This window comes from Halalkalibacter oceani (assembly GCF_023715605.1).
GTDB classification, from domain to species: domain Bacteria; phylum Bacillota; class Bacilli; order Bacillales; family Bacillaceae_D; genus Halalkalibacter; species Halalkalibacter oceani.
In genome coordinates this window covers 37,004-63,365 of sequence record NZ_JAMBOL010000017.1, presented here as the reverse complement: position 1 = coordinate 63,365, position 26,362 = coordinate 37,004, and the positions used below count along the sequence as shown (strand labels likewise).

25 protein-coding genes are annotated in these 26,362 nt (G+C 47.4%); 16 read left to right on the top strand and 9 right to left on the bottom strand.

The annotated features are described in order from the left end of the window. The first annotated feature begins 204 nt into the window (after positions 1-204). From M3202_RS16175 to M3202_RS22405, 4 genes are all read left to right on the top strand, one after another. Entirely contained in the window at positions 205-435 is a 231-nt protein-coding gene (locus tag M3202_RS16175) for an excisionase family DNA-binding protein (protein ID WP_251224336.1), read from the top strand. A gap of 65 nt (positions 436-500) precedes the next feature. Then, positions 501-1,697, top strand: a complete 1,197-nt coding sequence (locus tag M3202_RS16170; RefSeq protein WP_251224335.1) for a putative glycoside hydrolase — start codon at positions 501-503, stop codon at positions 1,695-1,697. A gap of 212 nt (positions 1,698-1,909) precedes the next feature. Next, positions 1,910-2,485, top strand: coding sequence for a GNAT family N-acetyltransferase (locus M3202_RS16165; RefSeq protein ID WP_251224334.1), 576 nt, complete (start codon positions 1,910-1,912; stop codon positions 2,483-2,485). A gap of 42 nt (positions 2,486-2,527) precedes the next feature. After that, positions 2,528-2,653 (top strand): hypothetical protein, encoded by a 126-nt coding sequence (locus M3202_RS22405; protein ID WP_285890550.1) that lies wholly within the window; start codon positions 2,528-2,530, stop codon positions 2,651-2,653. Positions 2,654-2,794: 141 nt separating this feature from the next. Here the strand turns inward: M3202_RS22405 and M3202_RS16160 are convergent, their stop codons facing one another. Both M3202_RS16160 and M3202_RS16155 read right to left on the bottom strand, forming a co-directional pair. After that, entirely contained in the window at positions 2,795-5,860 is a 3,066-nt protein-coding gene (locus M3202_RS16160; protein ID WP_251224333.1) for an efflux RND transporter permease subunit, read from the bottom strand. Between the two features lie 4 nt (positions 5,861-5,864). Further along, a complete protein-coding gene (locus tag M3202_RS16155; protein WP_251224332.1) occupies positions 5,865-7,085 on the bottom strand; it encodes an efflux RND transporter periplasmic adaptor subunit in 1,221 nt (406 codons plus the stop codon). 351 nt (positions 7,086-7,436) lie between these two features. Here M3202_RS16155 and spxA point away from each other — a divergent pair, with 351 nt between their 5' ends. Further along, positions 7,437-7,832, top strand: coding sequence for a transcriptional regulator SpxA (gene spxA / locus M3202_RS16150; RefSeq protein WP_251194619.1), 396 nt, complete (start codon positions 7,437-7,439; stop codon positions 7,830-7,832). 190 nt (positions 7,833-8,022) lie between these two features. On the opposite strand, the gene M3202_RS16145 is transcribed toward spxA, so the two are convergent. Next, positions 8,023-8,685: a TerC family protein gene (locus M3202_RS16145; RefSeq protein WP_251224331.1), complete on the bottom strand. Its 663-nt coding sequence runs from the start codon at positions 8,683-8,685 to the stop codon at positions 8,023-8,025. 453 nt (positions 8,686-9,138) lie between these two features. Between M3202_RS16145 and mecA the strand changes: the two genes are divergently transcribed. The 4 genes from mecA (at position 9,139) to pepF (ending at position 14,744) form a co-directional block, all read left to right on the top strand. After that, positions 9,139-9,786, top strand: coding sequence for an adaptor protein MecA (mecA, locus tag M3202_RS16140; protein ID WP_251224330.1), 648 nt, complete (start codon positions 9,139-9,141; stop codon positions 9,784-9,786). Between the two features lie 143 nt (positions 9,787-9,929). Beyond that, the gene (gene cls / locus M3202_RS16135) at positions 9,930-11,441 is read left to right on the top strand and encodes a cardiolipin synthase (protein ID WP_251224329.1); all 1,512 of its coding nucleotides are present in this window, start codon (positions 9,930-9,932) and stop codon (positions 11,439-11,441) included. A 163-nt stretch (positions 11,442-11,604) separates the two neighbouring features. Then, positions 11,605-12,846, top strand: a complete 1,242-nt coding sequence (locus M3202_RS16130; protein ID WP_251224328.1) for a competence protein CoiA — start codon at positions 11,605-11,607, stop codon at positions 12,844-12,846. A gap of 89 nt (positions 12,847-12,935) precedes the next feature. Continuing rightward, positions 12,936-14,744: an oligoendopeptidase F gene (gene pepF / locus M3202_RS16125; RefSeq protein WP_251224327.1), complete on the top strand. Its 1,809-nt coding sequence runs from the start codon at positions 12,936-12,938 to the stop codon at positions 14,742-14,744. Positions 14,745-14,815: 71 nt separating this feature from the next. On the opposite strand, the gene M3202_RS16120 is transcribed toward pepF, so the two are convergent. The 5 genes from M3202_RS16120 to M3202_RS16100 form a co-directional block, all read right to left on the bottom strand. Further along, positions 14,816-14,995 (bottom strand): hypothetical protein, encoded by a 180-nt coding sequence (locus tag M3202_RS16120; protein WP_251224326.1) that lies wholly within the window; start codon positions 14,993-14,995, stop codon positions 14,816-14,818. A gap of 170 nt (positions 14,996-15,165) precedes the next feature. Next, the gene (locus tag M3202_RS16115; protein WP_285890548.1) at positions 15,166-16,095 is read right to left on the bottom strand and encodes a ClpXP adapter SpxH family protein; all 930 of its coding nucleotides are present in this window, start codon (positions 16,093-16,095) and stop codon (positions 15,166-15,168) included. A 15-nt stretch (positions 16,096-16,110) separates the two neighbouring features. Then, the gene (locus M3202_RS16110) at positions 16,111-16,497 is read right to left on the bottom strand and encodes a globin domain-containing protein (RefSeq protein WP_251224325.1); all 387 of its coding nucleotides are present in this window, start codon (positions 16,495-16,497) and stop codon (positions 16,111-16,113) included. A gap of 350 nt (positions 16,498-16,847) precedes the next feature. Next, entirely contained in the window at positions 16,848-17,525 is a 678-nt protein-coding gene (locus M3202_RS16105; RefSeq protein ID WP_251224324.1) for a lytic transglycosylase domain-containing protein, read from the bottom strand. A 22-nt stretch (positions 17,526-17,547) separates the two neighbouring features. Continuing rightward, complete coding sequence (locus M3202_RS16100) at positions 17,548-18,129, bottom strand: CYTH domain-containing protein (protein ID WP_251224323.1); 582 nt, start codon at positions 18,127-18,129, stop codon at positions 17,548-17,550. A 179-nt stretch (positions 18,130-18,308) separates the two neighbouring features. Between M3202_RS16100 and M3202_RS16095 the strand changes: the two genes are divergently transcribed. The 4 genes from M3202_RS16095 to M3202_RS16080 are packed head-to-tail and all read left to right on the top strand — an operon-like array spanning position 18,309 to position 21,052. Beyond that, positions 18,309-18,695: a UPF0738 family protein gene (locus tag M3202_RS16095; RefSeq protein WP_251224322.1), complete on the top strand. Its 387-nt coding sequence runs from the start codon at positions 18,309-18,311 to the stop codon at positions 18,693-18,695. A 20-nt stretch (positions 18,696-18,715) separates the two neighbouring features. Beyond that, positions 18,716-19,348 carry a GTP diphosphokinase gene (gene yjbM, locus M3202_RS16090; protein WP_251224321.1) on the top strand — a complete coding sequence of 211 codons (633 nt, stop codon included), beginning with the start codon at positions 18,716-18,718 and terminating at the stop codon, positions 19,346-19,348. A gap of 20 nt (positions 19,349-19,368) precedes the next feature. Then, positions 19,369-20,163: an NAD kinase gene (locus M3202_RS16085; protein WP_251224320.1), complete on the top strand. Its 795-nt coding sequence runs from the start codon at positions 19,369-19,371 to the stop codon at positions 20,161-20,163. Further along, positions 20,156-21,052 (top strand): RluA family pseudouridine synthase, encoded by an 897-nt coding sequence (locus M3202_RS16080; protein ID WP_251224319.1) that lies wholly within the window; start codon positions 20,156-20,158, stop codon positions 21,050-21,052. The genes M3202_RS16085 and M3202_RS16080 overlap by 8 nt, the downstream gene beginning before the upstream one ends. Here M3202_RS16080 and prpE read toward each other — a convergent pair. After that, positions 21,049-21,783 carry a bis(5'-nucleosyl)-tetraphosphatase PrpE gene (gene prpE / locus M3202_RS16075; RefSeq protein WP_251224318.1) on the bottom strand — a complete coding sequence of 245 codons (735 nt, stop codon included), beginning with the start codon at positions 21,781-21,783 and terminating at the stop codon, positions 21,049-21,051. The genes M3202_RS16080 and prpE overlap by 4 nt on opposite strands. Positions 21,784-21,958: 175 nt before the next feature. Between prpE and M3202_RS16070 the strand changes: the two genes are divergently transcribed. The 3 genes from M3202_RS16070 to M3202_RS16060 all read left to right on the top strand — a co-directional run bounded on the left by M3202_RS16070 (position 21,959) and on the right by M3202_RS16060 (position 25,980). After that, positions 21,959-24,025, top strand: a complete 2,067-nt coding sequence (locus M3202_RS16070) for a cation:proton antiporter (RefSeq protein WP_251224317.1) — start codon at positions 21,959-21,961, stop codon at positions 24,023-24,025. 181 nt (positions 24,026-24,206) lie between these two features. Next, positions 24,207-24,986: an enoyl-ACP reductase FabI gene (gene fabI, locus M3202_RS16065; protein ID WP_251224338.1), complete on the top strand. Its 780-nt coding sequence runs from the start codon at positions 24,207-24,209 to the stop codon at positions 24,984-24,986. A 229-nt stretch (positions 24,987-25,215) separates the two neighbouring features. Beyond that, a complete protein-coding gene (locus M3202_RS16060; protein WP_251224316.1) occupies positions 25,216-25,980 on the top strand; it encodes a DeoR/GlpR family DNA-binding transcription regulator in 765 nt (254 codons plus the stop codon). Positions 25,981-26,362 lie beyond the last annotated feature (382 nt).

Sequence of the window (26,362 nt, the reverse complement as noted above, 5' to 3'; positions counted from 1 at the left end):
AAGGGCTCAAGAGCGTACTGGAACGTTATGAAACCCTTCGTCAGACTTAACTGAAACCGCCGTATACGGATCCGTACGTACGGTGGTGTGAGAGGTCGGGGGTTAGTCGCCCCCTCCTACTCGATTTTTTAAAACGGCTTTTTTCGGGTAGAAGGATGACAAGCTTTGTCGACTGACGGTATAATTTGAAGGGAGGAACGGAAGATGTACGTTACCGTTGCAGAGTTAGCAGAATATTTAGAGTTGCCGGAGGCTTATCTTCAGCAGCAAATACAGCTTGGTCATATAAAGGCTTTTCATGATGGAAAGCAGCAGCTGATCAATCGTGATCAATTCATGTGGCATAAGGAACAGCTTGATGTAAAGCGCAAGCAGCTGGCAGCTGAAATGGAAGAGCCGCTTCCGGAAGACTGGGATGCCAAGGATGAAGATTAATACATAGATGATCTGGAGAGCAAGCTACGTAGAAAGGATCGTGAATGGAAATGGGGAAGCCATGGATGAAGATGCTCATGCTGATATGTGTCTTTAGTTTAGTGGGCGCAGGAACGGCTTTTGCAGCAGAAACGGGGACAAGCATCGCAATCGGGAAGGAGCACCAGCATAAAGCAGTAGCCAAAACGGCACTCGAACTGCCAAATGATGTCGCTCGCTTCTTATATGATTCAGGCTATCAGTTTGCTTATCCGGAGGACGGGGTTCGGGGGATTTATGTCACCGGGAATTCGGCTGGTGGAGAGCGCTTTTCGAATTTAATTGAGCTGATCAATACGACAGATTTGAATGCGATGGTCATTGATATTAAAGAGGATCATGGGCATTTAACATACCGGCCTGAAGAGGATTCCCCTTTTTATCCTATTTCGAAAAACTACATTCATGACCCTGAACAATTAATGAAGACGCTTGAAGAGAACGAGGTATACCCAATTGCCCGGATTGTCGTCTTTAAAGATTCGGTACTTGCTGAGCAACAGCCGGAGCTCTCCTTTCTTGATGGCGGAAAGATATGGAAAAATGGACGAGGTGAAGCATTTGTCAATCCTTTCTTAAAGGAAGTATGGGATTATAACATTGCGATCGCGGAAGAGGCGGTGAAGCTTGGATTTCAGGAAATTCAATTTGATTATGTCCGCTTTCCGGAAGGGTTCGAAAGACGGGATGACGTCCTGCAATACAGTGTGGGAGAGTATGAAGGCGGTGACGGCGATCATGTGCAGAGCAGAGTCGCGGCTGTGACCGATTTTGTTTCCTATGCGAAAGAGCGGCTGGAAAAGTATGATGTTGATGTATCGGTCGATATTTTCGGTTACTCGGCCACCATTACGGAAGCGCCCGGCATTGGACAAAATTTTTCCAAGATCGCAAACGAAGTAGATGTCATCTCATCGATGATTTATCCAAGCCATTGGACGCCTTATTTTGGCATTGACAAGCCTGATTTATTTCCATATGAGCTGACGCGTGAATATGCGAAAGTGGAAAATGGCATCCTCGCCCAGCTTGACAATCCTCCTGTTTCACGCCCGTGGATTCAGGACTTTACAGCAAGCTGGCTTGGATCAGGTAACTATCAGCCTTATGGAAAAGAAGAGGTCGAAGATCAAATCCGTGCTTTAAATGAGCAAGGCATTAACGAGTTTTTACTCTGGAACGCGACAAACCGCTATACAGCGGGCGTAGACTATAAACAGTAGATGGCCTCGTCCCGAATGCAGCTCGGGACAAGGCCTTTTTCTGAAACGGAGCAAAGCGGAAGAATCGGGGTTTATTCTATGGATGCTCCACCTTAGTTTTCCTTATGAAAGCAGAACCGTGCTTTTTCCAGTAAATGCTGATTTGATCGCGTTTAACGATTAGCAAGAATGGAATATACTATTAATGAAGATAACTAACGGGAGCTGAGTTGATGAATTGGTACGAAAAGCTAAGCAAGTACTTTCCGATTGAAGAGATGAAATCAAAAGAACATATGGAGCTTCTTTTAAAAGAAAAAGCTGATATTTACCATAAGGATGAAGGACCACATCATGTTATGATGTATGTAGAAACAGATGATTTTATTTTTGTGGATTATTTATTTGTCTCAAAGGAGGCAAGAGGCCAAGGGCTGGGAAAGAAGCTGTTAAATCGCTTGAAAGAAAAGCAAAAGCCGATTATCCTTGAAGTAGAACCAGTTGATTATGAAGACAGTGACACGAAAAAGCGTCAACGTTTTTACAATCGCGAAGGGTTCACGCATGCACAGTCTGTTGGTTATCGTAGACGCTCTCTTGCGACAAATGAGGTCAATGAGCTTGAAATTTTGTACTGGTCACCTCAGGACGAGTCTGAGCAAAGCATCTACGAAAAGGTCAAGCATACGTATGAGGCGATTCATACGTATAAGGATAAGCAGCTTTACGGCGAATCCTATGAGGATGTTGATCAGGTTGTCACTTATAATGCAGAAGCAGCCGAAGCAAGCGATCAACCGACCGTGTAGGCGCTGAATCGTTCACCATAACAAAACAGGTGGGTGATTTGAATGAAACGAATTACGAAAAACCGCAAGAAAAAACGTGAGCTTGTGAAGGATTTTTTGAAAAAGAATCTGAAAAATTGGAAAGAAAAAACAAAACAGCAGCCGATACCGAATCGCTATTCTGCATAAAAAAACGTCTGAACAAGGCTTAGTCCCTATTCAGACGTTCTTTTTTCGTTAGAAATCCAGAATGTGTAAGCGTGAGGCGGGGAAGGGTAGCGGCTCCATTCTTTAGACGTCTGCCTGAAAGAAGCCCATTTGCAGGCAGCCTCAATGTAATGTCTCCGCGTGTTGCCGTCGCTTTTCCTTGCGCTGATCGGTCAGAAAATAAATAACCGGAATCAACAGCAGGGTGATAAAGGTCGAGACAGCAAGTCCGCAGACGATCACGATCGCCATTGGCTGCTGGATTTCCGTCCCTTCGCCAAAGCCTAACGTAAGCGGAATAAGCCCGAGAATCGTCGTCAGCGCCGTCATTAAAATCGGGCGCAGGCGAATCGGTCCTGCTTGAATAATCGCATCGTATGAGCTATACCCATTCTTTTTCAATGTATTTATATAGTCGACGAGAACGATCGCATTGTTGACGACAATCCCGGTTAATATCAAGATTCCGACAAGCGATCCGACCCCGATCGGCTGATTGGTGAGCAATAGCCCGAAAATGACGCCGATCGCTGTAACCGGCACGGAAAACATAATGATAAACGGATAGAAGAAGGATTCAAACCGCCCGGCCATGACCATGTAGACGAGGACAATGGCGAGCGCGATGGCTCCGCTTAGCTTCGTGAAGGCATCGTTCATCTGTTCATTTTGTCCGCCGAAGCTTATCCGGTACCCGTTTGGCAGCAAAGGGCGAACCTCTTCAATCAGCGCCTCTTCAATCTCATTGATAACGCTGCCGAGATCGCGATTTAAAATTGACGCGGTGACCGTCACTTCACGCATCCGGTCCGATCGCCTAATCGTGCTCGGTCCTTCGCCACGTTCGACTGCTGCAACAGAAGAAAGCGGGATCCGCTCTCCGCCCGGCGTTGACAGCAACAGCTGTTCAAGCTGTTCGAGCGAGGCGGTATAAGCATCGTCGACCTGGAGTCGGACATTTAGCTCTTCGCCGTGTCTCGCAATCCGTGTCGCCACTAATCCGCGCGTCGCGTCGCTGATCGTCGAAGCAATTTGCGCGCTAGTGATACCGTAGGAGGAAGCGGCCTGCCGGTTGATTGCCACGGTCACCTCCGGATTGCCGTCTGCATAGTTCGTCGTCGGCTCGCGCACGCCTTCAATTGTTGAAACAGTCGCTACAATCGCCTCAGAAAGCTGTTCCAATGTCTGAAGATCCTGGCCTTTTACGGTGATTGAAATCGGATCATCGGTAAACCCGCTATCACTCGCCGAGACGCGAATATCCGCATTTGGGACAGAGGCGAGGGAACTGCGAATGGAGTCGGCAATCTCCAAGTCGGATGTAGTCCGCCTATCGGTGTCGCTTAAGAGTAAACTGTAGCTCGCTCTGTTTGTCTGTGAGCCGGCACCGAGAGAAAAATTGTCCGTTCCGCCGACGGTCACGTAGGCCAGTTCAACTTCTGTAAAAGCAGCGAGCTTTTCATTGATTTCTTCCGTCACTTGATAAGTCGCAGACAGGGCGCTCCCTGGCGGTAAGCGGACGTCGATGCTAATAAAGCTCTGATCCTGGGCCGGAAGAAATTCAGTACCTAACAGTGGAATACAGCTTAGTGAGCCGGCTAGGAGTGCGGTGGTAACCGCTATAATCCGTTTCGGCCGCTGCAGGCTGAATTCCAGCAGCCTTTTGTAGACGGCCTTTGTTTTCTCAAAGCCGACCTGAAAGACGGATGTCTCGTCGGTCGTTCTTAAAAACGTCGACGACAACAGCGGCACAATGATCAGCGCGGTGATCAAGGAAGCAAGTAAGGCAAAGGCGACAGTGAGCGCCAATGGTTTAAAAAGCTGGGCCGCGAGTCCGTCTACGAAGACAATTGGCAGAAAAACAACGACGGTCGTCAGCGTTGAAGCGACTATCGCGCCGCCGATTTCCCCCGTGCCGTGAATCGCCGCCTCGCGCAAGCTTTCTCCTTCCTGGCGTTTGCGGTAAATATTCTCGAGAATCACGATTGCGTTATCAACCATCATTCCGACGCCGAGCGCCAGTCCGCCAAGGGTGAGCACATTTAATGTTTCACCCGAGAAATACATAAATAAAAACGTCGTCATAATCGAGATCGGAATCGATAAGGCAATAATCAAGGTGCTGCGGATGTTCCGTAAAAAAAGGTACAGAACAAGGGCCGCCAGTCCGCCCCCTAGGAGAATATTCCAAAAGACAGCATTGATTGATTGCTCGATAAAGCGGCTTTGATCAAAGATTGTTTGAATCTCGATTCCTTCGGGCAGCTGCTGCTTCAGGTCATCGAGTTCATCGTTGAGCGCTCTCGTGATCTGAACGGTATTCGTACCGGACGCTTTCAAAATAGAAAGACCGACCGCCGGCTCGCCGTTCAAATAGCTCTCCTGAGAGAGAGGCGCCGTGGCTTCGCTGATGGCGAATAAATCACCGAGCAGTACAACCCCGGCATTGGTCGGTATGGGAAGCTGCTCTAAATCATAGACCGAGGTGAATTCACTGCTGACTCGAATCGGAAAAGATTGATTTTGGTCGTGCACTTCACCTGCCGGAAAATTGATATTTTCACTGGCAATAAGCTGTTGAAGGTCTTGTAATGTTATGCCGTATTGCGCAAGCACGTCAGGCTGAATGTCAATCCGGATTTCCTGCTCACTTCCACCTTCAACCTGTATGGAAGCAACACCGTCAATCGCATCGAGCCGCGGCTTGATTTCATTTTCAATTAACTGCCTGGCTTCAGCCGTATCTCCGCCTGGTTCCGTAATAGCGAGCTGGACGATCGGCAGCATGCTCGGATCAAACCGCATCACTTGCGGAGCGTCTACTTCGCTTGGCAGCATCTCTCGCACCTGGTCGATTCGTTCCCGCATCGTCAAAGCGGCGAAATCCATATCCGTGCCCCAATCAAAGGCGACGAGGATCAAGGCACCGCCTGTCCGGGAAGTCGAGGAAACCGACTCGACATTCGGAATGCTCGCCATCAGCTCTTCGATCGGCTGCGTAATCAGCTCTTCCACTTCTTCAGGGCCGGCTCCGTCGTAGGAGGCCGTTACCGCCACGACGGGAAATGTCAGCTCCGGAAAGAGATCGACTGGTAAATGACGCAGAGATACACTTCCGAGTATAATCAGAAAAATAATAAACATCGCCATCGCGACAGGGCGTAATACTGATAATTTAGCTAGATTCATGTTTTCACTCGCTTCTTACTGTAATCGCGGCTCCATCTGTAAGCCGCTCTTTCCCGACTGTGACCACTTCGTCACCCTCGTTCACTCCGTCTATCACTTGGATGCTTGCGCCGTCTCGCGTGCCAAGCTCAAGCTCCTGCCTGCGCACGCGATTTTCCTCGGCGACAAACGTATATGGCTCTCCATCCTGATAAAGAACGGCGTCAGCAGGAATAACGACCGCCTCCTGCACGGTGCCGAGCTCAACCGTCGCCGTCACTCTCATGCCGCCTTTTAGCTGCTGAGATTCATTTGGAACTGTCGCATGGGCCATAAAGGCGTTTGTCTGCGGATCAATGACCGGCGACACAGCAGTCAGCTCTGTCTCGATCGTTTCGTTCCAGCCGGCAATGCTGAGCGAGAGCGGCATCCCCGCAGCGAGTCTGGCAACTTGAAAGCTGTTCACGGCAAAAGCGGCATCCATTTTACTCAAGTCGCTGACAATGGCCAGCGGCTGATTCGGAATAGCCGTTTGCCCCGCCGTAACATCAAGCTGAGCGATCGTACCGGCAATCGGAGCTGTAATGCGAGTCTCAGCCAGAGCGCTTTCCGCCTGACGAACGGCTTCCTCTGCCTGATTGATTTGCATCGACAGCTCTGCCGTGTTCAGCGGAGCAGAAAGACTTCCGGCACCAGCTGCCTGAGTCAGTGCCGCCTGCTTTAGGGAGACATCGAGACTTGCTTGAAGCAGATCGGTCAGCGCCTGCTGATCAGCGGCACCTTCCGCTTCGTCCAAAGCTTGTAGAAGCTCTTGAGCTCGTTCAATTGAGGCGAGCAATTCAGTTTCGAGATCAGCCGCCGCCGAGATGTTTTGTTCAACAGACTGATTGATCTGCTCAGCCTGATGCAACGCCTGCTTCAGCTCATCAAGTACTTGATTGGCCTGGTTAACCTGGCGCCGCGCTTCCCCGTCATCCAAGGAAATAAGCAGGTCTCCCGCTTCTACGGCTTGTCCAATTTGTGTATGTACGTCCGTTACTTTTAGCGGCATTGCCGTCACTAATGGGACCTGTTTAGTAGGAAGGAGCTGTCCTGATAATTCAAGTGTTTCCCCAATAGAGCTGATTTGAACAGGGGCAAGTTCAACGAGAAGCTGCTGCCGCTCTGTCTGCTCATTTGTAATATCCTCCGTCGCACAACCTGCCAGGAGCAGAAGAATGGATAAGGATGCTACCCATTTTTTCATGCGCTTCACCCCCGTAAATAATGTATAAATCTTAGCTTATCAAAACGTACTATATTTTAAAGAAACGATAAGGAATCTTTCGTTATAAAGTGTGACAATCATGTGACAACTATGAGCTGATCGAGAAAAAAATTGTTTTTTAACTAAATAAACATATATGTTTAGAAAGTTTTTTTGTATAATAGGTTTAGGAAGAACATTGCAAGGGTATTTTTCATTATCTCTATTTAGAAGAAAAGTTTAACTTCTTCTATACAAAAGTTAGACAGAGTTGTATAATTAGAGTATCGACATGTAAAATGGCATTCAAGCTCGACATAGATCTCATAACCTGGAAGGAGAGGTCCGTACATGGTCACTTTATTAACATCACCTAGTTGTACATCATGCCGGAAAGCAAAGGCTTGGTTAGAAGAACATAATATCCCGTTTGAGGAACGTAATATTTTTGCTGCACCATTAACAGTGGAGGAAGTAAAAGAGGTTGTCAGAATGACCGAGGATGGAACAGATGAAATTATTTCAACACGCTCAAAAGTGTTTCAAGAGCTTGATGTTGAGCTTGAGTCTCTTTCCTTGCAAACATTATTCCAAATCATCAGTGACAACCCAGGCCTTCTACGCCGTCCAATTATTTTTGACGAGAAGCGTCTGCAGGTTGGCTATAACGACGCGGAAATTCGCCGCTTCCTTCCGCGCAAGGTGAGAACATTCCACCTTCAGGAAGCACAGCGTCTGGTTAACTGAAACAGAGGCTGTGGCGTGTGAAGCCATTGCCAGTAGGTCCAAAGCTAGTTTTGTCTCAAGCTCACAGAAGCAGCGAGTGGAGTCTGCACAATGATTTTAAAGCGAGCAGGAAAGTGGATTTCTTTCCTGCTCGCTTTGTGCTGAACGAAGCCGCTGCCAGCTTTAGACAAATGACTTCGTATTCTCAAAATTAGTTCTTCTGAGACAGTGCTTTTTTATAAGCACCGAGCAAAATCACCCCGGCGATCATTATGATTTGCAGACCAAGGGCAAAAAAGTCGAATTGCTGAAAGAGAGGGGCAAGCATTTCCTCGTGCGTGATCATTCTTGAAGCCGTATAGGCAAGGATTCCGGCTCCGAGATATATAATGATCGGAAAGCGATCAAAGAGATTCAGGATTAACTTGCTGCCCCAAATGATGACAGGGACCGAGAAAAGCAGACCGATCATGACGAGCAACGGATTTCCATGAGCGGCTCCGGCGACGGCGATCACATTGTCAAAGCCCATGACAAAATCGGCAATGATGATGGCCTTGATCGCACTCCATAAGCTAGTACCGCCGTTTATATCGCGCCCGTTTTCTGTTTCGGTCAACAGACTGTAAGCAATGTAAATTAACAAGGCGCCGCCGGTTGCGAGTAAAAAGGGGATTTCCAGTAAGTGTACGGCGATGATCGTCAGTCCCATGCGAATGATAAGAGCTAAACCGAGGCCGAGTAAAATGGCTTTATGACGTATTGAGGCCGGTAAATTCCTGCAGGCAAGCGCAACGACGATTGCGTTGTCTCCCCCGAGAATGATATCGACCCCAATGATGGTAAAGAGTGAAATAAGAAAGTCCGTATCCACGTTCGATCATCCATCCTTTAGTAAAAACATTTTATTTTTTCATAAAAATCATTGACAATTCATATATGTATCAGTGACAATAAAAAATTAAGAAAGGCTTGTCTTATTCGTCTATAGAATCACCATATGGTTAAGGCAGTGATTTTATGATGAGAAAAGGAGAAGTTTTTTAATGAAAATGGAATGGAGGAAATCCTGTCATGGCGGGGTTTTGCAGACTTGAAGGGTATTTTTTTCTGAAAAATCGGAGAAAAATGCAGCTTTTAGATTTCCATTTTCAAAGGATTTATCATAAAATAGAAGAAAGCAGATCATCCATTTGCTGACCAGCCAGCCCATACGTTCTCTGCTCATTCAAGGTTGATTGATCGAAAGGTTTACGGGTATAACGTAAGAAAGGTGTTTGCTGGATGAATCCATTAACCAATGACTCGAGTAGGAGGGAGAGCGAACATGGATATTGAACGCGTCAATGATACGACCATTAAATTTTTTATCACGTATAAAGATATTGAAGACAGAGGATTTGACAGAGATGAAATCTGGTACAATCGTGAGCGTGGAGAAGAGCTCTTCTTCGAAATGATGAACGAGGCCAGCGATAATGATGAATTTGAATTGGACGGTCCGTTGTGGATTCAAGTTCACGCCTTAGATAAAGGGCTTGAAATTGTCGTGACGAGAGGTCAAGTTTCCGGCGGAAATGTCAAGCTGGAAATTCCGGTGACGCATGATAAGGATCATGATGAACAGGATCTGGTTGACCTGATGTCTGGCAATGCTGAAGGCAAGGTAGACAAGACTGGCGAACCACTAGAAATCGTCATCGGCTTTAACGATTTTGAAGATGTGATTTCCTTAAGTCATAATTTCCATATAAACGACTTGCACAACGAGCTTTATCATTTTGAAGGTACTTATTATCTTCACGTTATTTTCGACGATGAAACATATAACGAAGATCAGCAGGATGACATGCTTAGTCAAATACTGGAATATGGTTTCGAATCAGACATTTCGATTTACAGAATAATGGAATACGGTAAAGAGATTGTGAAGGCCAATGCACTTCCGGTGATTCGAACTTCTTTTTCTCAGTAATTCAGGTAGAGCGAGTTGATTACTTAGGCAATCAGCTCGCTTTTTTTACAGATTGGATAAAATGTTGCAGGTTGATTCGGGGGAAAAGCCTTTGTCCGCTTTTTCCGGATGAATAAGCCAAGTATTCAGCCAGGAGACTTTATATGAAGAATCGATTCAATATTTTGGCTTTTTTAGCGCTTGTTCTGGCTTTCTTGTATATGTCGCGTTTTTTCTTACAGGGATGGATTGTCGGGACGATTAGTATTGCTTTTACGCTTTCGGTCGCGTTTATCGCGGTCGTGATTTTCTTTGAAAACAGACATCCGACGAAAACAGTAACGTGGCTCGTCGTGTTGGCAGCGTTCCCGTTATTCGGGTTCTTTTTTTATTTGCTGTTTGGGCAGAATCACCGGAAACAGCGCTCCTTTTCGATGAAGGCGATTGAGGATGAAGAAGCGTTTCGCCAAATTGAAGGAACGAAGCAGTTAAATGAAGACCAGCTGCGGAAAATGGGAGACCATCAGCAGCTGCTGTTCCGGCTCGCCCATCGCCTTGGGCACAATCCGATTTCGTTTGCGAGTGAAACGAAGGTGCTGACTGACGGGAAAGAAACGTTCGCCAATATTTTACAGGCGCTGAGAATGGCTGACCATCATATTCACCTGGAATATTATATTGTCCGGGATGATGGCATCGGCCAGGAAATAAAGCAGGTGCTAATTGAGAAAGCGAAAGCCGGCATTGAAGTCCGCTTTTTATATGATGCTGTCGGGAGCTGGCGATTGTCGAAAGCCTATATAGAGGAGCTGAAGGCTGCCGGTGTCGAGGTAGCCGCTTTTGCGAAAGTGAGGCTGCCGTTTTTAAATCATAAATTGAACTACCGCAATCATCGTAAAATCATTGTGATTGACGGCATTGTCGGATTTGTCGGCGGCCTTAATATCGGCGATGAATATTTAGGGAAGCACAAATACTTCGGTTATTGGCGTGACACGCATCTCTATGTCAGGGGAGAAGCAGTGCGAACGTTGCAGTTGATTTTTTTGCAGGATTGGTATTATCAAACTGGTAAAAAAATTCTCAACCCGACGTATTTGTCACCTATTTTAACGTCGATGAAAGCCGATGGAGGCGTGCAGATGATCGCCAGCGGGCCTGATACGAGATGGGAAGTCAATAAGAAGCTTTTCTTTTCGATGATTACATCGGCTAAGAAAAACGTCTGGATCGCCAGCCCGTACTTTATTCCCGATGATGACATATTGAGCGCGTTAAAAATTGCCGCCCTTTCCGGAATAGATGTCCGTATCCTTGTCCCCAACCGGCCGGATAAACGGATTGTCTTTCACGCTTCACGCTCTTATTTCCCTGAGCTGCTGGAAGCAGGAGTGAAAATTTATGAGTATAACCGCGGCTTTATGCATAGCAAGCTGATCATCGTTGACCATGAGCTGGCATCGATCGGCACATCCAATATGGATATGCGCAGCTTTCATTTGAATTTTGAAGTGAACGCGTATCTTTACCGGACGAAAAGCGTCACAAAGCTCGTTAGTGATTTTGTCTATGACCTTGAGCACTCAAACCAGCTCAGCTTTGAACTTTTCCGCAATCGTTCTATTTTTTATCGCTTGATCGAATCAACATCGCGCTTGTTGTCACCATTGTTGTAATGTCACTTGAACATTTGCAGGAAGATGCAGGGAAGGCCCCGGCTTCGCTCGTTACGTTCTCCATGAAAGACCTTCACTTTCATGGAGAATAAAAATTTTTTTGCAGGATTTTGGCAAAACGGCTCGAAGTAGTCAGCTACAGTTCGATAAAGGTGGTGACATAATGTTTACAGCAGAATTTCAGGATGGTACAACGATTTCTCTCCTGGAAGGCTGGCAGCTGGCTGAACTGAAGAAGCTCCGGCGTGAACAAGACTTTTATTGCCGCTCGTGCAAAGAGCCGCTCCTGTTAAAGCTTGGCGGCAAACGACAGTGGCACTTCGCCCATCGCACAAAGTCGGTGTGCAAAGCGATGCTCGAGGCGGAGACACCCTATCATCTGGAAGGAAAAAAGCAGCTCTATTACTGGCTGAAAGGCCATTCTCTCGATGTAGGGCTGGAAGTATATCTCCCGCTCATTCATCAGCGCCCCGATTTACTCGTCCGCTATCAGCAACGGCTGTATGCCATCGAATTCCAATGCTCCCCGATTCCCGTTTCTTTAATCGCCAAGCGCTCTCGCGGCTATCATGAAGTCGGCATTAGCCCGATCTGGTTATTAGGCGGTAACCGTCTCAAACGTCAACGTTCTTTCACTTACTCGATTCAAGCCTTCGAATGGCATGCATTTCGCCATTATCCCCCTGATAACCTCAGCCTGAGCTATTACTGCCCAGAACAGCAATCGTTCGTTTTTCTCCAGCACATCACTCCCATATCCGCAACCCGTTCACTCGCCACATTGCAGCAATCCCCCTTACAAGCGACTCAGCCTGCCGATCTTTTCCAACAGCCGGCACAAGTGCCCACTGTGAAGCAAAAATGGCTTGAAATCAAAAAGCATTGGCGCTATCAGCATCCCTTTTCTTACCGAAGTCGATTGGAAGCATACTTCCTCCAGCTTTTATACCGCTATTCTCTCTCGCGTAACCTCTTTCCGGTTGAAGCCGGCTGGCCGTCACCGCATTATTATTATTTTGAAGCCCCTCCTTATTATTGGCAAACCTTTCTCCTGCTCGAATGCCTTGAGCACCAGCCGTTGAGTAACACCTTCACCTTGCAAATGGTCAGCCGCTGCATTCAGCCTTATATGTTGAATGGCCTTTTTTCGAGACGCCAGATTCACGAGGAGGCAGGCTGGATTCAGGCAGTGAAAGGCTACCTGTCCTGGCTTTGCCAAATTGGTTATTTAGAGCAGGCGGGAGTGGAACGCTTTAAACGAGCGCGGAACATCGTTATACCACGGACAATCGAGGAAGCCTTCCGGCTGGACGCGGCGTATGGGCGGAAGTGTTTCAAGCTGGAGGATGAAGCGGAGAATTCCGGGGACAATAAAGGAATCAATTCAAAAAAAGCGAATATATAACAGAGAACAAAAAGGGGCGTCTTGCTCAGATTAAGAAGGAGGGCGTCCTGATTTTTAAATTTTTGCCAACATGGAGGTCCGATCAATTTATGACAAAGCGTGTCAAAAAAAGAGAAGAAGTGACAGTTGAGAATACGTGGAATTTAGAGGCGATCTTTGCGACGGATGAGGAGTGGGAGCAAGCCTTCAAGGAAATTCAGAGCCAGCTTCCACAGTTAACCGCTTTTAAGCAGACATTAGGTGACTCTGCCGAGACGATGTACGCTGCGCTTGAGAAGCAAAATGAAATAACGGAGAAGCTCGGGAAATTGTACGCCTATGCCCATATGCGCTATGACCAGGATACGACAAATTCCTTCTATCAGGGGTTACATGACCGCGCCGCGAGCCTCGCTACGCAAGTCGGCCAGGCTGCCTCTTTTATCGTTCCGGAGCTGTTGGCGCTTGAAGAAACATTGATTAACCAATTTATTAGTGATCACGAAGGTCTTCAGCTCTATAAGCAAATGTTTGCCGAATTGAACGAAGAGCGTCCTCATGTGCTCTCTGAGAACGAGGAAGCGATTTTAGCCCAGGCTGCTGAAGTGACGAATAATCCAAGCAATGTCTTTGGGATGCTGAACAATGCCGATATGAAATTCCCGACGATTACAGACGAAGACGGCGAAGAGGTCGAGGTGACGCATGGCCGATACGTGCGCTTTTTGGAAAGCAGTGACCGTCGTGTGCGCGAGGAAGCTTTTAAAGCGGTGTACGGAACGTATGACAAATATAAAAACACATTCGCTGCCACGTTAAGCGGCCAGGTGAAGCGCGATTTATTTTATGCGAATGTCAGAAAATACGATTCAGCGCGCCAGGCGGCGTTAAGTAAAAATCACATCCCGGAAGTGGTCTATGATCAGCTGATCGAGGCCGTCCATAACCGCCTTGACCTGCTTCACCGTTATGTCCGGCTGCGCAAGCGTGTGTTGGGCGTTGATGAACTCCATATGTACGATCTTTATACGCCGCTTGTGAAGGATGTGAAAATGGAATTTTCTTACGAAGAGGCTAAGGAGCTTGTCATAAAAGGGGTTGAGCCGCTAGGGGAAGAGTATGTGTCGATCGTTAAAGAAGGGTTTGACAACCGTTGGGTCGATGTCGAAGAAAATATCGGGAAACGAAGCGGTGCTTATTCCTCCGGTTCCTACGGTACGATGCCTTATATTTTGATGAATTGGCAGGATAATGTGAATAACTTGTTTACCTTGGCGCATGAATTTGGGCATAGCTTGCATAGCTATTACACGCGTAAGCATCAGCCATATTTATACGGCGATTATACGATTTTCGTCGCCGAGGTGGCGTCAACACTGAATGAAGCCCTGTTGAATGATTATCTTGTTAAAAAGACAACAGATCCGCAGGAAAAGCTTTATTTGCTGAATCATTATTTGGAAGGCTTCCGAGGAACGGTCTTTCGCCAGACGATGTTCGCTGAATTTGAGCATGTGATCCATGAGAAGGCGGCGAACGGAGAAGCGTTGACACCTGATTTACTGACGCAAACGTATTATGACCTGAATGTGAAGTATTTTGGCGACGATATCGTCATCAATGAGGAAATCGGTCTTGAGTGGGCGCGTATCCCGCATTTTTACTACAATTTTTATGTCTTTCAATATGCGACCGGCTATAGCGCCGCTGCTGCTTTATCAAAGAAAGTGCTGGAAGAAGGGCAGCCGGCGGTTGAGCGTTATCTCGACTTCTTAAAAGCGGGTAGCTCGGCATATCCGATCGATATTCTGAAGCACGCCGGCGTCGATATGACAAAGCCTGAGCCAATTGAACAGGCATTGTCCGTCTTTGAAGCAACGCTGACGGAGATGGAGCGGCTGCTGGAAGCGACGGAATAAACGGAGGCCGGGATAGCCTGTTTGGCATTTGAGGAATGGCAGCGGCTCCGCGCGCCGCTTGTAGGGTTTTTTTACGGACGGAAGCCTTTGAAACGCTTATAGGCAGCGAGCGGAGATAATGTCCAGACGATGGAAAGAAACAAAAGCGGGCCGGCGAGGATGATAGGGACTAAATTCATCAGCGCTAAAAGAAAGAAATAAAAGCTGACGATCATGAGAAACAGTCCGGAAATAAGCCTAAAGTATTTCATCATATGTCTCCTTTCCCTGTCTACAAAATCGGCTCTACCACACAATATGTCCGAGTCTTCAACAATAGAAGTGCCTGTTTAACGGCAAAAACGAGCTTGAGACAAAAGGCTGGGCGAAAGGTAAAAAAACAACCTTTCGCCCAGCCTCCTGTTTTCTATTCTCCATACGATTATTTCGGTTCTTTGATCATGCGCCAGAATAAGCCGTGTTTGACCGGGACCGCTTCAGCTTTCTGCTGGAGCACAAGCGCTTTTAAACGGCGCTCCGCTTCTTCCTCAGACAAGTCAAATACAGTGGCTACCTCCGCTGTGGCGACAAAACGGTAGCGCTCGAGAAACTGCTCAATCGTGATCGGGGCAGAGGCAGTCGGCGTGAAGCCGAGCATTTCCTCAAGGATTTGGACATAGACGTGATACTCATAATGCCCTGTTACTTTGATTCCTTCATCCTCGACATTATTGTTGAAAAAAACGAAGGTCGGGACCACCTCGACGCCCATTTCGTTCGTTGTTTTGATGTCACATTGCAACGCTTTTGTCGCGGCGGAGGAACTGAGGTCTTTTTCAAATTCATCATAGTCGAGTCCGGTTTCTGCCGCACATTTCAACAGTACTTCTTTTTCAGTAATATTTTGTTTCTCGAGAAAAAGGTATTCCCGCAGCTTGCGCAAAAAGCGGGCACCGGCGTGAGGGCCTTGTAACTCGGCGGCTTTCACGGCGATTGACGTTAAATATGGAGAATTCCATTCCAATTCCATCCAAACATCGCCATCGCATGACATACCGGAACGCGAGGCGGTTTTCTCCCAAATGGAAGCAATCTCCTGTTTTTTTGCGGCAAGACCGGTTGCCGATTGCTTGCACGCATTCCAAGCGAGCAAGCGGCCTGCCACAAGTGTGCGAATTCGAAAATAAGCACCGTATTCCACCTGAAGCTTTTTAAGGGTCGGTTCAAAGCCCCAGCACTCTGCACATAGAGGATCAATAAACGTATAAAGTTCAATTGGCTTAGGCCGCTTCCATTCATGTTTTTGCGTAGGATCGAGACCACAAACGCCAAGCTGCTGATCACAAGCTGAAGATGTATCTTTTTGGTTCAATGGTCATTCTCCTTTCTAAGATGAGGGGTGGTTCACCATGTGGTGGGCTGTCATCGTAAGGCGCTCAAGTATATAGTCGTAAATCGGCCCGGTAATTCCCACATCATTCATTGCTTTTTTCATGCAAGCCAGCCACGCTTCGGCCTGTACAGGGGTAATGACAAACGGCATATGCCTTGCGCGAAGCATCGGATGGCCATGTTCTTCTGTATATAAGGCCGGCCCTCCGAGAAATTGGGTGAGAAACTGCTTCTGTTTACGGGCTGTTTCAGTCAAATCCTCAGGAAAGAGATGGGCCAGGTCAGGGTGCTTGCCAACATAAGAATAAAAACGGTCAACCAAAGCCGAAAGCTGTTCGCTTCCGCCTAAAGCCTCATAAGGTGTGGGATGGTGATCAGACATCATATAAGTGCTCCTTACTCTGTAAGAAAATTCAGTATCTATAATAGTAACTATGTACATATTGTAGCAACCTCAGCCGCGTACGGCAAATTTCATGATTCCAAGCTGTCTCGATCACAGGGAAGATGGAGCAAATAGTATCTTTATTCAGAGAGAAGCCGTTGTTTTCATTGGAGCTTAGGAATAAGGAGAGGGAAGCATCAAACGTTGTCGTGCGAAGGACTAGCCCTTTTGACATAAGCTAAAACGACAGCAACACAAAAAGAAGGGCAAGGCAAAAGGTCGTTTTTACCTTTTGCCCTGCCCTTGGTCAAAGCTAGATTTGTCACGTCTCCGAAGCGCCTGCCTTATTACACGTTCATATACGTATTATAAACTTTAGGGACATAGGCCTGTGTTTCTTTAAATGGCGGGATGCCGCCATAGCGGTCGACATTGCCCGGGCCGGCATTATAAGCAGCGAGGGCAAGCTTGATGTCACCGTTGTAGCGGTCAATCATCTGTCGCAAATAGTTTGCTCCCCCGTCAATGTTCTGCTGCGGATCGTAAATGTTTTGGACTTGCAGCGACCGAGCGGTTCCAGGCATTAATTGCATTAACCCGCCTGCTCCGGCAGCACTCTTGGCCGTTGGATTATAATTGGACTCATGCTGAATGACAGCATGGATCAGCTTCGGATCAAGATCGTATTTTTTGGCAGCTGCCTCAATCAAAGGCTGAAAGCGGGCTGAACGATCAGGCAATGTAGTGGTCCAGTTCAGTTCAGCGGTCTGTGTGACAGGCTGATAGCTTGTCCGATCCGACGCTGAGCTTTGCAATTGCAGGAAGCGCTGCTGCAGGGCGGGATCGAGAAAGAGATCGGCTTTTCTGTTCACTTCCTCTTCTTGCTGGAAGGAGAGCGAGTTCAGCTGCTCCTGCAGGAAAGCAGAAAAAAGCGAGGGGAGCGGCTCCGTTTGCCGGCTTGCAGACGATGTGCCTAACGGCAATGACTGAATGGCATTCAGCTGCTGAAGAAACGACAGATTCATATGGACACCTCTTTTCTAAGGATTACGGATGCTGTTCAAAGTCAGCCAATTGATGTTTGCGGCGGAAAAAGCGCCTCACTTTATTTTCAGCCGGGCTGGCGGAAATCCCGTATTGCTGTAAAAGCTGTGAAAGGGTTTCTTCCGCATGGGTCAGGCTCATTCCTTCAAATTCAATTTCATAATCGACCTGATCGAAAAAATGACTTTCATCAAAGCAGAGCAGACCGCCTTTGTATGCAAGCTCAATCCGCTTTGTCGTCAACGTTCCGGCGTAAGCAAGCTCCGCCAGCGGGATCTTCAGCGAGGAGAGCTGCTGATAAACATCCCCGTTCGGAAACCGCTGCTCTTCTTTCAGCTGCTCCCATTCAACGGCATCTAAAGGCTGATGCGTTTCGAGCTTTCCGTCCTGGTGAGGCTGTTTTAACGTCAATGTGTAAGCCCCGGCAATTTCACGCACTCGCAAGGCCGCGCCTTGTTCCTTCAACGCGAATGACGCGGTTTCAAAATAATGATTATGCTGGGTGACTGCCTGGTCCGCCGTCAATTGAAAGCCATTAAGCAAAGCTGTAAAGGCTTGTTTATCTAAAATGGACTTGACCTCCATTTCAATCTCCTGGCTCATTCCATCACAACCTGTTCAACGTTCTGATTCTTCCTATCCTTTATTATCGCATACCTGTATCTATCCGACAATGCCCTTTGCTGCGTATTGCTCATTGAAATATGTTAAACTAAAATAGGAATCTCATGGAAAATGAAGCTAGTGATAAGTGGAGGTACAGAATGAAAAAGTTTGTTGTTGAAAAAATTGAAAAGCAGCAGGGCGAATATGTTGCGTCAATAGCTGAACAGATTGCAAAAGAGCGCGCGCAAGCATTAAAAGCCGGAGAACGAATGCTCGTTGATTCGGATCAGCTGGCGTTTATTTACATAATAGAAGATGAAGAACAATTTTATTATGTGAGCTTTCCGCAGCCTACGTGGGCAAGCTTGCATGAAATCTATGTGCAGCAGAGCGGGCTCGGCCTCGACCTGGGGAACGGAGTGACAGTGAAGTTGACCGGGCTGGTGGAGGAGCTGGCTTTCTTAACGGAAAATATTAAAGGAAACAGCAATTACGGCGAAGAGCTTGAAAATGCTGTCGAGGAGATTTTCGGTCAAGATTCATAGAAAAATCGGACGGTGATTGAATGAGCAATTGGGATGTTTTTTTAACGCCTTATAAACAAGCAGTTGAGGAGTTGAAAGTAAAGTTAAAAGGAATCCGCGAGCAGTATCAAAAATCATCGAAGCACACGCCGATAGAGTTTGTCACTGGTAGAGTGAAGCCTGTTTCCAGTATTTTGGATAAAGCCAAACGGAAGAATATTCCGCTGGACCGGCTGGAGGAAGACATGCAGGATTTGGCCGGCGTCCGCATCGTCACGCAATTTGTCGAAGATATTGAAACAGTTGTGGACTTAATTCGGCGGCGCAAGGATTTTGAGATCATGGAAGAACGCGATTATGTCGCCGAAAAGAAGCCGAGCGGCTACCGCTCTTATCATTTGGTTCTCTGTTATCCGGTTCAGACGATTGAAGGAGAGAAAAAAATCCTCGTCGAGCTGCAGGTGAGGACGATGGCGATGAACTTCTGGGCGACGATCGAGCATTCCTTAAATTATAAGTATAGCGGTGAAATTCCAGAGGATATTAAAATGAGGCTGCAACGGGCGGCCGAAGCTGCATTCCGGCTTGATGAGGAAATGTCGATTATTCGCGATGAAGTGCGCGAGGCTCAGCAGATTATTACAACAAAGCAGGAGCAGGAGCGCAAGCTATAAGGTGAAGGAGGAGCCATGTGATGAAATTTACAGTGACGTCCAGAGGAGACGATGTCTCAAACACATTGCAACAACGAATTAAACGCTATTTATTAGACTTCGGCTTAACGTATGATGAACAGGCTCCTGAAATGGTGATTACGGTAGGAGGCGACGGCACGCTTTTACAGGCTTTTCATGATTACAGCGACCGGCTGGAGAATACGGCTTTTGTCGGGATACATACGGGGCATCTCGGTTTTTATGCGGACTGGGTGCCGGATGAAGTCGAAAAGCTTGTGATTCATATTGCCAAAACCCCTTATCAGATCGTGGAATATCCTTTGCTGGAAGTAATTGTCCGCCATGAGGGCGACCTTAAAGCCGAGCGTCATCTGGCGCTCAATGAATGCACGATCAAGAGCATCGAAGGCTCTCTGGTCAGTACTGTCGAAATTAAGGGAGATACATTTGAAGTGTTTCGTGGCGACGGGTTATGCATTTCGACTCCTTCCGGAAGCACCGCGTATAATAAAGCGCTTGGCGGGGCGATTCTTCATCCGTCGCTTGCTTCGATTCAAATCGCGGAAATGGCCTCGATCAATAACCGCGTCTATCGGACGATCGGCTCGCCGCTCGTTCTGCCGCAGCACCATACCTGTTTGCTGAAGCCATTAAACGATGTCGATATTCAAGTGACGATCGATCATTATTCTTTTAAATATCAGCGGATCAAATCGTTGCAATGCCGTGTTGCCGAGGAGAAGGTCCGTTTCGCCAGATTCCGTCCGTTTCCTTTCTGGAAGCGGGTGAAGGAGTCGTTTATCCGTGAATAAGTATACAGCAAAGGTGGACTGGATTGTCGGAAGCGACTGTGATCAGCAGTTGCTTCGGCTTTTTTTACGAGAGGGGTGCCAGCTGTCGAAGCGGACGTTGGCTGATATTAAATTTAATGGAGGGCGGATTTTGCTTAATGGACGCGAAGCAACCGTCAGGGCTACCGTCTATGAAGGAGATCGCGTCACTGTTGAACTGCCGCCGGAGGAAGTTAGCCCGTCGATGCAGCCGGAGAAGCTTGAGCTGAAAATCGTTTATGAAGACAGTCATCTGCTCGTGCTGAATAAGCCGGCCGGGATGGCGACCATTCCTTCACGCGAACACCCGAGGCATTCGCTCGCTAATGCCGTACTCGGTTATTATCAGGAAAAAGCCATCCCGGCGACGTTCCATGCTGTTAACCGGCTTGATAAAGACACATCCGGCTTGCTTGTCGTTGCCAAGCATCGTTTTGCCCACGACCGGCTCTCCAAATTGCAGCAGCAGGGGCGGCTAAAACGACGCTATCTGGCGATTGTCGCCGGTAAGCTGAGCGAGGAGCGGGGGACGATTGATCTTCCCATCGCCAGACAGGATGACAGCATTATCACCCGTCAAGTTGACGCGCGTGGCCAGCGGGCGATTACCCATTATGAAGTTGAGGCTTATTTGGAGCATGCGACCTTTGTCAAGATCGCCCTCGAAACGGGAAGAACACATCAAATTCGCGTTCATTTTTCTCATGTAGGACATCCCCTGCTCGGCGATGATCTGTACGGAGGCCCGGTTGAGCAGATAAAGCGGCAGGCGCTCCATTGCTACCGGCTGGAGGTGGAGCATCCATTTACGGAGGAGATTCTTGTGTTTGAGCAGCCGCTTCCCGGTGATATGAAGACGCTGCTCGGCTAGTCAAAGCTGCGAAATTTTTCTTCGACAAAAGGCATCGTCGAAGGCACCTGGCATACAGTCATTTCCGGATAGCGCAGGGCGGAGAGATGCCCGCCGAAGACACAGCCCGTATCAATATTGACCGTCCGGCCGAGAAAGCGAGGCTCTCTTACCGGAGTATGACCGTAAATAATCCACGGCCCATCCTGATGATTGATCGCCCAATCGCGTCTGACCGGCGTGCCGTCGGGATGTGTTTCTCCTGTTACATCGCCGTAAAGGACAAACGATTTAACACGCTTGCTCGTCCGGCCAATATCTTCAGCGCGAATGCCGGCATGAGCGATGACGACATTTCCGTGATCGAGGACGTGATAGAGCGGCGCGCTCTCCACCAATGTCATAAATTGATCGCGCACTTTCTTGTATTCCTTTTTAGAGAGAGCCTTCAGTTCGGCGACGGTTGTTTCCAGCCCGTGCCGGATTTGAACGTTGCGTCCCAGAAAATAGCGGTACAGTTTATCACAGTGATTGCCTGGTACATAAAATGCCTGGCCTGCGCCCACGAGCTGACCGACGGTCGTTATGACAGTAACGGAATCGGGACCCCGGTCCGTTAAATCCCCGACAAAAGCAAGCTTCCGCCCATCTGGATGAGCGAAGCCGTTCGCGGCATCATAGCCTAATGTTTTAAGTAATGAAGACAATTCCTCATAACAGCCGTGAATATCGCCAATGACATCCAGTTTCATTTCCAGCACCTTCCTTCGTCAGTTTCATCATAGCGATTCGCTACGTTTTAGACAACTACCTTGTTCATGAAAAAAGCTAATGATGAAAGGGTTTCCAAAGGGGTTGACGGTTGACAGCAGATCAAACAATTTCTTAAGATAGAAAAAACTATCAGAAATAATGGTAAGGGTGTGAATGTGCTTGCTTTCTCAACCGGTTACGGATCCTGTATTAATTTTTGCCATTTCGATGGTGATTTTCTTATTAGCTCCCCTTTTGATGGAAAAGCTGAGAATCCCCGGCATTATAGGTTTGATTTTATCGGGAGTGGCCATCGGCCCAAATGGCTTCGGTTTGCTTGATCGCGATCCGACCATTATTTTGTTAGGCACAGTCGGCCTGTTGTATATCATTTTTATTGCCGGTTTGGAAATTGATCTGGACGGTTTTAAGAAGTATCGTACACGGAGCTTAGTATTTGGTACTTTATCATTCACCATTCCTTTTCTTCTTGGTCTGATTGCGACTTATCTATATGGTTATACGCTTGGTGCCGCGATATTATTAGGTTCTTTGCTTGGTTCACATACGTTGCTTGCTTATCCGATCGCCAGTCGGCTTGGGATTTCGAAAAACAAGGCCGTTACTACAGCAGTCGGTGGGACGATCATGACAGATACGTTAGCCTTACTTGTGCTGGCTGTCGTTGCCGGCGCTACACAAGGGGAGCTGACGGCAAATTTTTGGTTTGTGCTGATCGTCTCACTCGGCTTATATGTAGCGGCTATTTTTATTGTCATTCCGCTTGTTGCGACCTTCTTTTTCCGGACGTTTGCCAGTGAAGGGTCATTGGAGTACATTTTTGTGATGACGATGCTGTTTGTGGCGGCTTTTTTTGCAACCGTGATCGGGCTTGAACCGATTATCGGAGCCTTTCTCGCCGGACTGGCGCTCAATCGCTTTATTTTGGAACAGGGGACGCTGATGAACCGAATTAAGTTTATCGGTAATTCGATCTTTATTCCGTTCTTTTTGCTCTCGGTCGGGATGCTGATGGATTTGCGGATTTTGTTTAACGATCCGTCCGCCTGGATCATGGCAGCGATCGTTGTCGTCCTCGTCATTACCGGAAAGTTTTTGGCGGCCTGGGTTTCAGGAAAGATCTTTCATTATTCGACGGAGGAAATTAAGCTGATCTTCGGCCTGTCGATCCCGCAGGCTGCGGCGACGCTGGCAGCGACTCTTGTCGGGTTTGACCTTGGCTTGTTTGATCAGGCGACGGTTAATGGTGTCATTGTGATGATTTTAATTACGTGTATGATCGGGCCTTATACGGTTGAAAAATTTTCGCGCATCATTGCCGTCAAGGAAGAACAGCGGCCATATGAGCCGAATACCGCGCCGGAACGGGTCATCGTTCCGGTGGCCAACCCACAAACGATGGCCTCGCTGCTCGATTTGGCTTTTATCGTTCGCGGACCGTCCCCACAGCCGCTCTATGTGCTTGCCGTGGCCGAGGCGGGCAGGGGAGAAGCACAAGCCCGCCTCGCTCAGGCTGAGAAGCTGCTCGAAAATGCGGTTGCGTATGCGTCGGGTGCGGAGGTGCCGGTTCACATGCTGACGAGAGCGGATTCCAATGTCACCCGCGGGATGATGAGGGCGCTTGAGGAATCACGGATTACGACAGCGGTAATTGGCTGGAACGGTAAGCTGTCAACGCCGCAAAAAATATTCGGCGGCATTCTTGATAATTTACTTGAACGTTCCACGCAGATGATTATGGTGGCAAAGCTGGGTCACTCCTTAAATACGACAAGAAGGATCGTCATTCTGATTCCGTCAGGCTTTGATCATAAGCCTGGGTATTATGAAGCGGTGCGCCATGCTAAGCAAATCGCGAACCAGGTCGGAGCGACGATCGCCTGCTTTGTTATGAAAGATTCAATCGCTAGTTATGAAGAAAGCTTTCAGGAAGTCAGGCCAAATGTTCAGGTGTCCTGGCAGCAGTTGAGCTCATGGAATGAATGGCACGAGACATATATGCCGTTACTCCGCCGCGATGACATCGTCGTCGTGTTCAGCGCCCGCAGAGGGACGGTCGCCTGGCATCCACAGCTGGAAAGCCTACCGAGAACGCTCGCCCATTCCGGACCCGAAAGCTTTATTATGTTCTATCCGCCGGAACCGGAGCCGGTTGATTTGCGCGGAACAAGAGGAACAGCGGTGCCGCGCACTGTCTTGGGGAAAAAGTCATATGAATAAGAGGCCAGTGAAGCTGCTGAAAAAGTGAAAATCGTACTTTTTCAGCAGCCGCTATGAATAACGGCTGTTTTACTCAAAGGAATCAATCAGTTTGTGTCGAACCTATCTATAGAACAAAAAGGTATGATATAATTCTTAGTACTTGGTATTAATAACAACTCGCAATGGGGGAAAACAAATGATTCAACTATCTTTAGCTGATCGTACATATGTGGTGATGGGTGTCGCGAATAAGCGCAGTATTGCCTGGGGAATTGCACAATCATTGGCGAATGCCGGCGCGCGCCTCATCTTTACTTTTGCCGGAGAACGCCTCGAGAAAAATGTCCGCGACCTTGTTGAGACACTGGAACGGGAAGATCACCTGATTTTACCGTGTGATGTGACAAACGATGAGGAAATCGAGAAAACGTTTGCGCAAATCAAAGAGGAAGTGGGCGTCATTCATGGTCTCGCCCATTGCATCGCCTTTGCCAATAAAGAGGAACTTGAAGGTGAGTATTTGAATACGACGCGGGAAGGGTTTTTGCTAGCTCATAACATCAGTGCGTATTCGTTGACAGCTGTTGTCAAGGCAGCGCGCCCGCTCATGACGGAAGGAGGCAGCGTCGTTACTCTCACTTACTTGGGAGGAGAACGGGTTGTCCGTAACTACAATGTTATGGGCGTCGCCAAAGCGTCGCTTGATGCAAGCGTAAAATATTTGGCCAATGATCTTGGGAAGGATAATATCCGCGTCAATATGATCTCAGCAGGCCCAATCCGCACTCTAGCCGCAAAAGGAATCGGCGGCTTCAATGATGTCTTGAAGGAAATTGAAGAGCGCGCGCCGCTGCGCCGGACGACAACGCAGGAAGAAGTCGGCGATACGGCATTATTTCTAATGAGTGACCTGTCGCGCGGCATGACCGGGGAAATGCTCCATGTCGATAGCGGCTACAATATTTTGTCATTATCCTAACAAAAAAGGCTGGAATAAAAGGTTGTTTTTTTACCTTTTGCTCCAGCCTCTTTCTTCGTGGAAAGCTGTTATTTTGCCAGAAATGAAAGCCTGATTTTTGGGGAACCACGAAAATGCACGGGGAAAGTCGCAAAATAAGAGAAAAAACAGAAAACTACCTTGAGCAGCGGAACTTTCGCCGCTATACTGAGATTGTCGCAAATGATATTCGAAGTTAGGAGCGGTTAGGATGTTGCAGGAAGAGCGCTATAAAAAAATACTGAACCTACTAAAACAAAACGACTCCGTCAAAGTAACGGAACTAGTTCATGTGCTCAATGTATCAATCGATACGGTAAGGCGTGACCTGGAAAATATGGAAACGAAAAAGCTGTTGAAACGTGTGCACGGCGGCGCCATTTTACCCGAGAATCGGGGCGATCAAAATGTATTCTCCTATCGGGAAAGCAAAAATAAAGAGAAAAAAATGGAGCTTGCTGAGCTGGCCTGTGAATATGTCTCGGAGGGGCAAGCGATTGCGTTGAACGCCGGCACGACGACAATGGAAATCGCGAAGAAGCTGGCGGAGAGCTTCGAGCGGTTGACGGTCATTTCCAATGGCCTGCGCATTATCGAACACTTCTCTCATAAACCCGGGTTTACCATCATCGTTCCAGGAGGGATTCTCGATCAGGAGGAATACGCGCTTTATGGTAAGAAGTGTGAGGAGGACATTGGAAACTACAATATTGATCAGGCGTTTATTTCCATCAATGCGATTTCGCTAAGCAAAGGACTGACCGACTTCCGCATTCATGAGATTGATATTATACGAGCAATGATGGAAAATGCACGACAAACAATTATCGCTGCTGACTCCAGTAAGTTCGAAAAAGTATCATACCTCAACGTATGCCCACTGGAGGGCATTGATATGATCATTACCGATTCCTCGGTAAACGAAGAGACAATCGCCGCATATAGCAAAGCAGAGGTAAAGATTGTACATAGATAATGTTGATTTTATATTCTTTAAAAAACGAGTAGCCATGTAAAGCATTCGACACCACTCCACAGGGTCGAATGCTTTTTTGCTGTGAAAGAAAGATTAACTTTGTTGAAGATGCTGTTAATTTTATATTTCATTTCAATTGTTATTTGTAATGTTCCGTACGAAAAATTGGAATTTTTATAATATTAAGGGTTAATACACTATTATTCCTTTTTTAATATGAAGTGATGTTAAGATATTGCAAAAAAACGCAAAAACAATTGCGTTAAAATACTGTTTTTAATATATTCGGATTGAACAAGGGATATGAATCTCTGACTTACTATCCCATGGGTCATTCAGTAGGGAGGTCGAAAAATTCTGCTGTTCACCAAAGCCAAAAGAG

Bases quoted from the DNA above. Each gene is read 5' to 3' on its own strand.
- M3202_RS16085 (WP_251224320.1), top strand. From the start codon at position 19,369: ATGAAATTTACAGTGACGTCCAGAGGAGACGATGTCTCAAACACATTG.
- M3202_RS16130 (WP_251224328.1), top strand. From the start codon at position 11,605: ATGTTTACAGCAGAATTTCAGGATGGTACAACGATTTCTCTCCTGGAA.
- spxA (WP_251194619.1), top strand. From the start codon at position 7,437: ATGGTCACTTTATTAACATCACCTAGTTGTACATCATGCCGGAAAGCA.
- M3202_RS16070 (WP_251224317.1), top strand. From the start codon at position 21,959: ATGTGCTTGCTTTCTCAACCGGTTACGGATCCTGTATTAATTTTTGCC.
- M3202_RS22405 (WP_285890550.1), top strand. From the start codon at position 2,528: ATGAAACGAATTACGAAAAACCGCAAGAAAAAACGTGAGCTTGTGAAG.
- M3202_RS16105 (WP_251224324.1), bottom strand. From the start codon at position 17,525: ATGAATCTGTCGTTTCTTCAGCAGCTGAATGCCATTCAGTCATTGCCG.
- M3202_RS16060 (WP_251224316.1), top strand. From the start codon at position 25,216: ATGTTGCAGGAAGAGCGCTATAAAAAAATACTGAACCTACTAAAACAA.
- M3202_RS16120 (WP_251224326.1), bottom strand. From the start codon at position 14,995: ATGAAATACTTTAGGCTTATTTCCGGACTGTTTCTCATGATCGTCAGC.
- prpE (WP_251224318.1), bottom strand. From the start codon at position 21,783: ATGAAACTGGATGTCATTGGCGATATTCACGGCTGTTATGAGGAATTG.
- M3202_RS16110 (WP_251224325.1), bottom strand. From the start codon at position 16,497: ATGTCTGATCACCATCCCACACCTTATGAGGCTTTAGGCGGAAGCGAA.
- M3202_RS16165 (WP_251224334.1), top strand. From the start codon at position 1,910: ATGAATTGGTACGAAAAGCTAAGCAAGTACTTTCCGATTGAAGAGATG.
- mecA (WP_251224330.1), top strand. From the start codon at position 9,139: ATGGATATTGAACGCGTCAATGATACGACCATTAAATTTTTTATCACG.
- cls (WP_251224329.1), top strand. From the start codon at position 9,930: ATGAAGAATCGATTCAATATTTTGGCTTTTTTAGCGCTTGTTCTGGCT.
- M3202_RS16170 (WP_251224335.1), top strand. From the start codon at position 501: ATGAAGATGCTCATGCTGATATGTGTCTTTAGTTTAGTGGGCGCAGGA.
- M3202_RS16160 (WP_251224333.1), bottom strand. From the start codon at position 5,860: ATGAATCTAGCTAAATTATCAGTATTACGCCCTGTCGCGATGGCGATG.
- M3202_RS16095 (WP_251224322.1), top strand. From the start codon at position 18,309: ATGAAAAAGTTTGTTGTTGAAAAAATTGAAAAGCAGCAGGGCGAATAT.
- M3202_RS16100 (WP_251224323.1), bottom strand. From the start codon at position 18,129: ATGGAGGTCAAGTCCATTTTAGATAAACAAGCCTTTACAGCTTTGCTT.
- pepF (WP_251224327.1), top strand. From the start codon at position 12,936: ATGACAAAGCGTGTCAAAAAAAGAGAAGAAGTGACAGTTGAGAATACG.
- M3202_RS16175 (WP_251224336.1), top strand. From the start codon at position 205: ATGTACGTTACCGTTGCAGAGTTAGCAGAATATTTAGAGTTGCCGGAG.
- yjbM (WP_251224321.1), top strand. From the start codon at position 18,716: ATGAGCAATTGGGATGTTTTTTTAACGCCTTATAAACAAGCAGTTGAG.
- M3202_RS16155 (WP_251224332.1), bottom strand. From the start codon at position 7,085: ATGAAAAAATGGGTAGCATCCTTATCCATTCTTCTGCTCCTGGCAGGT.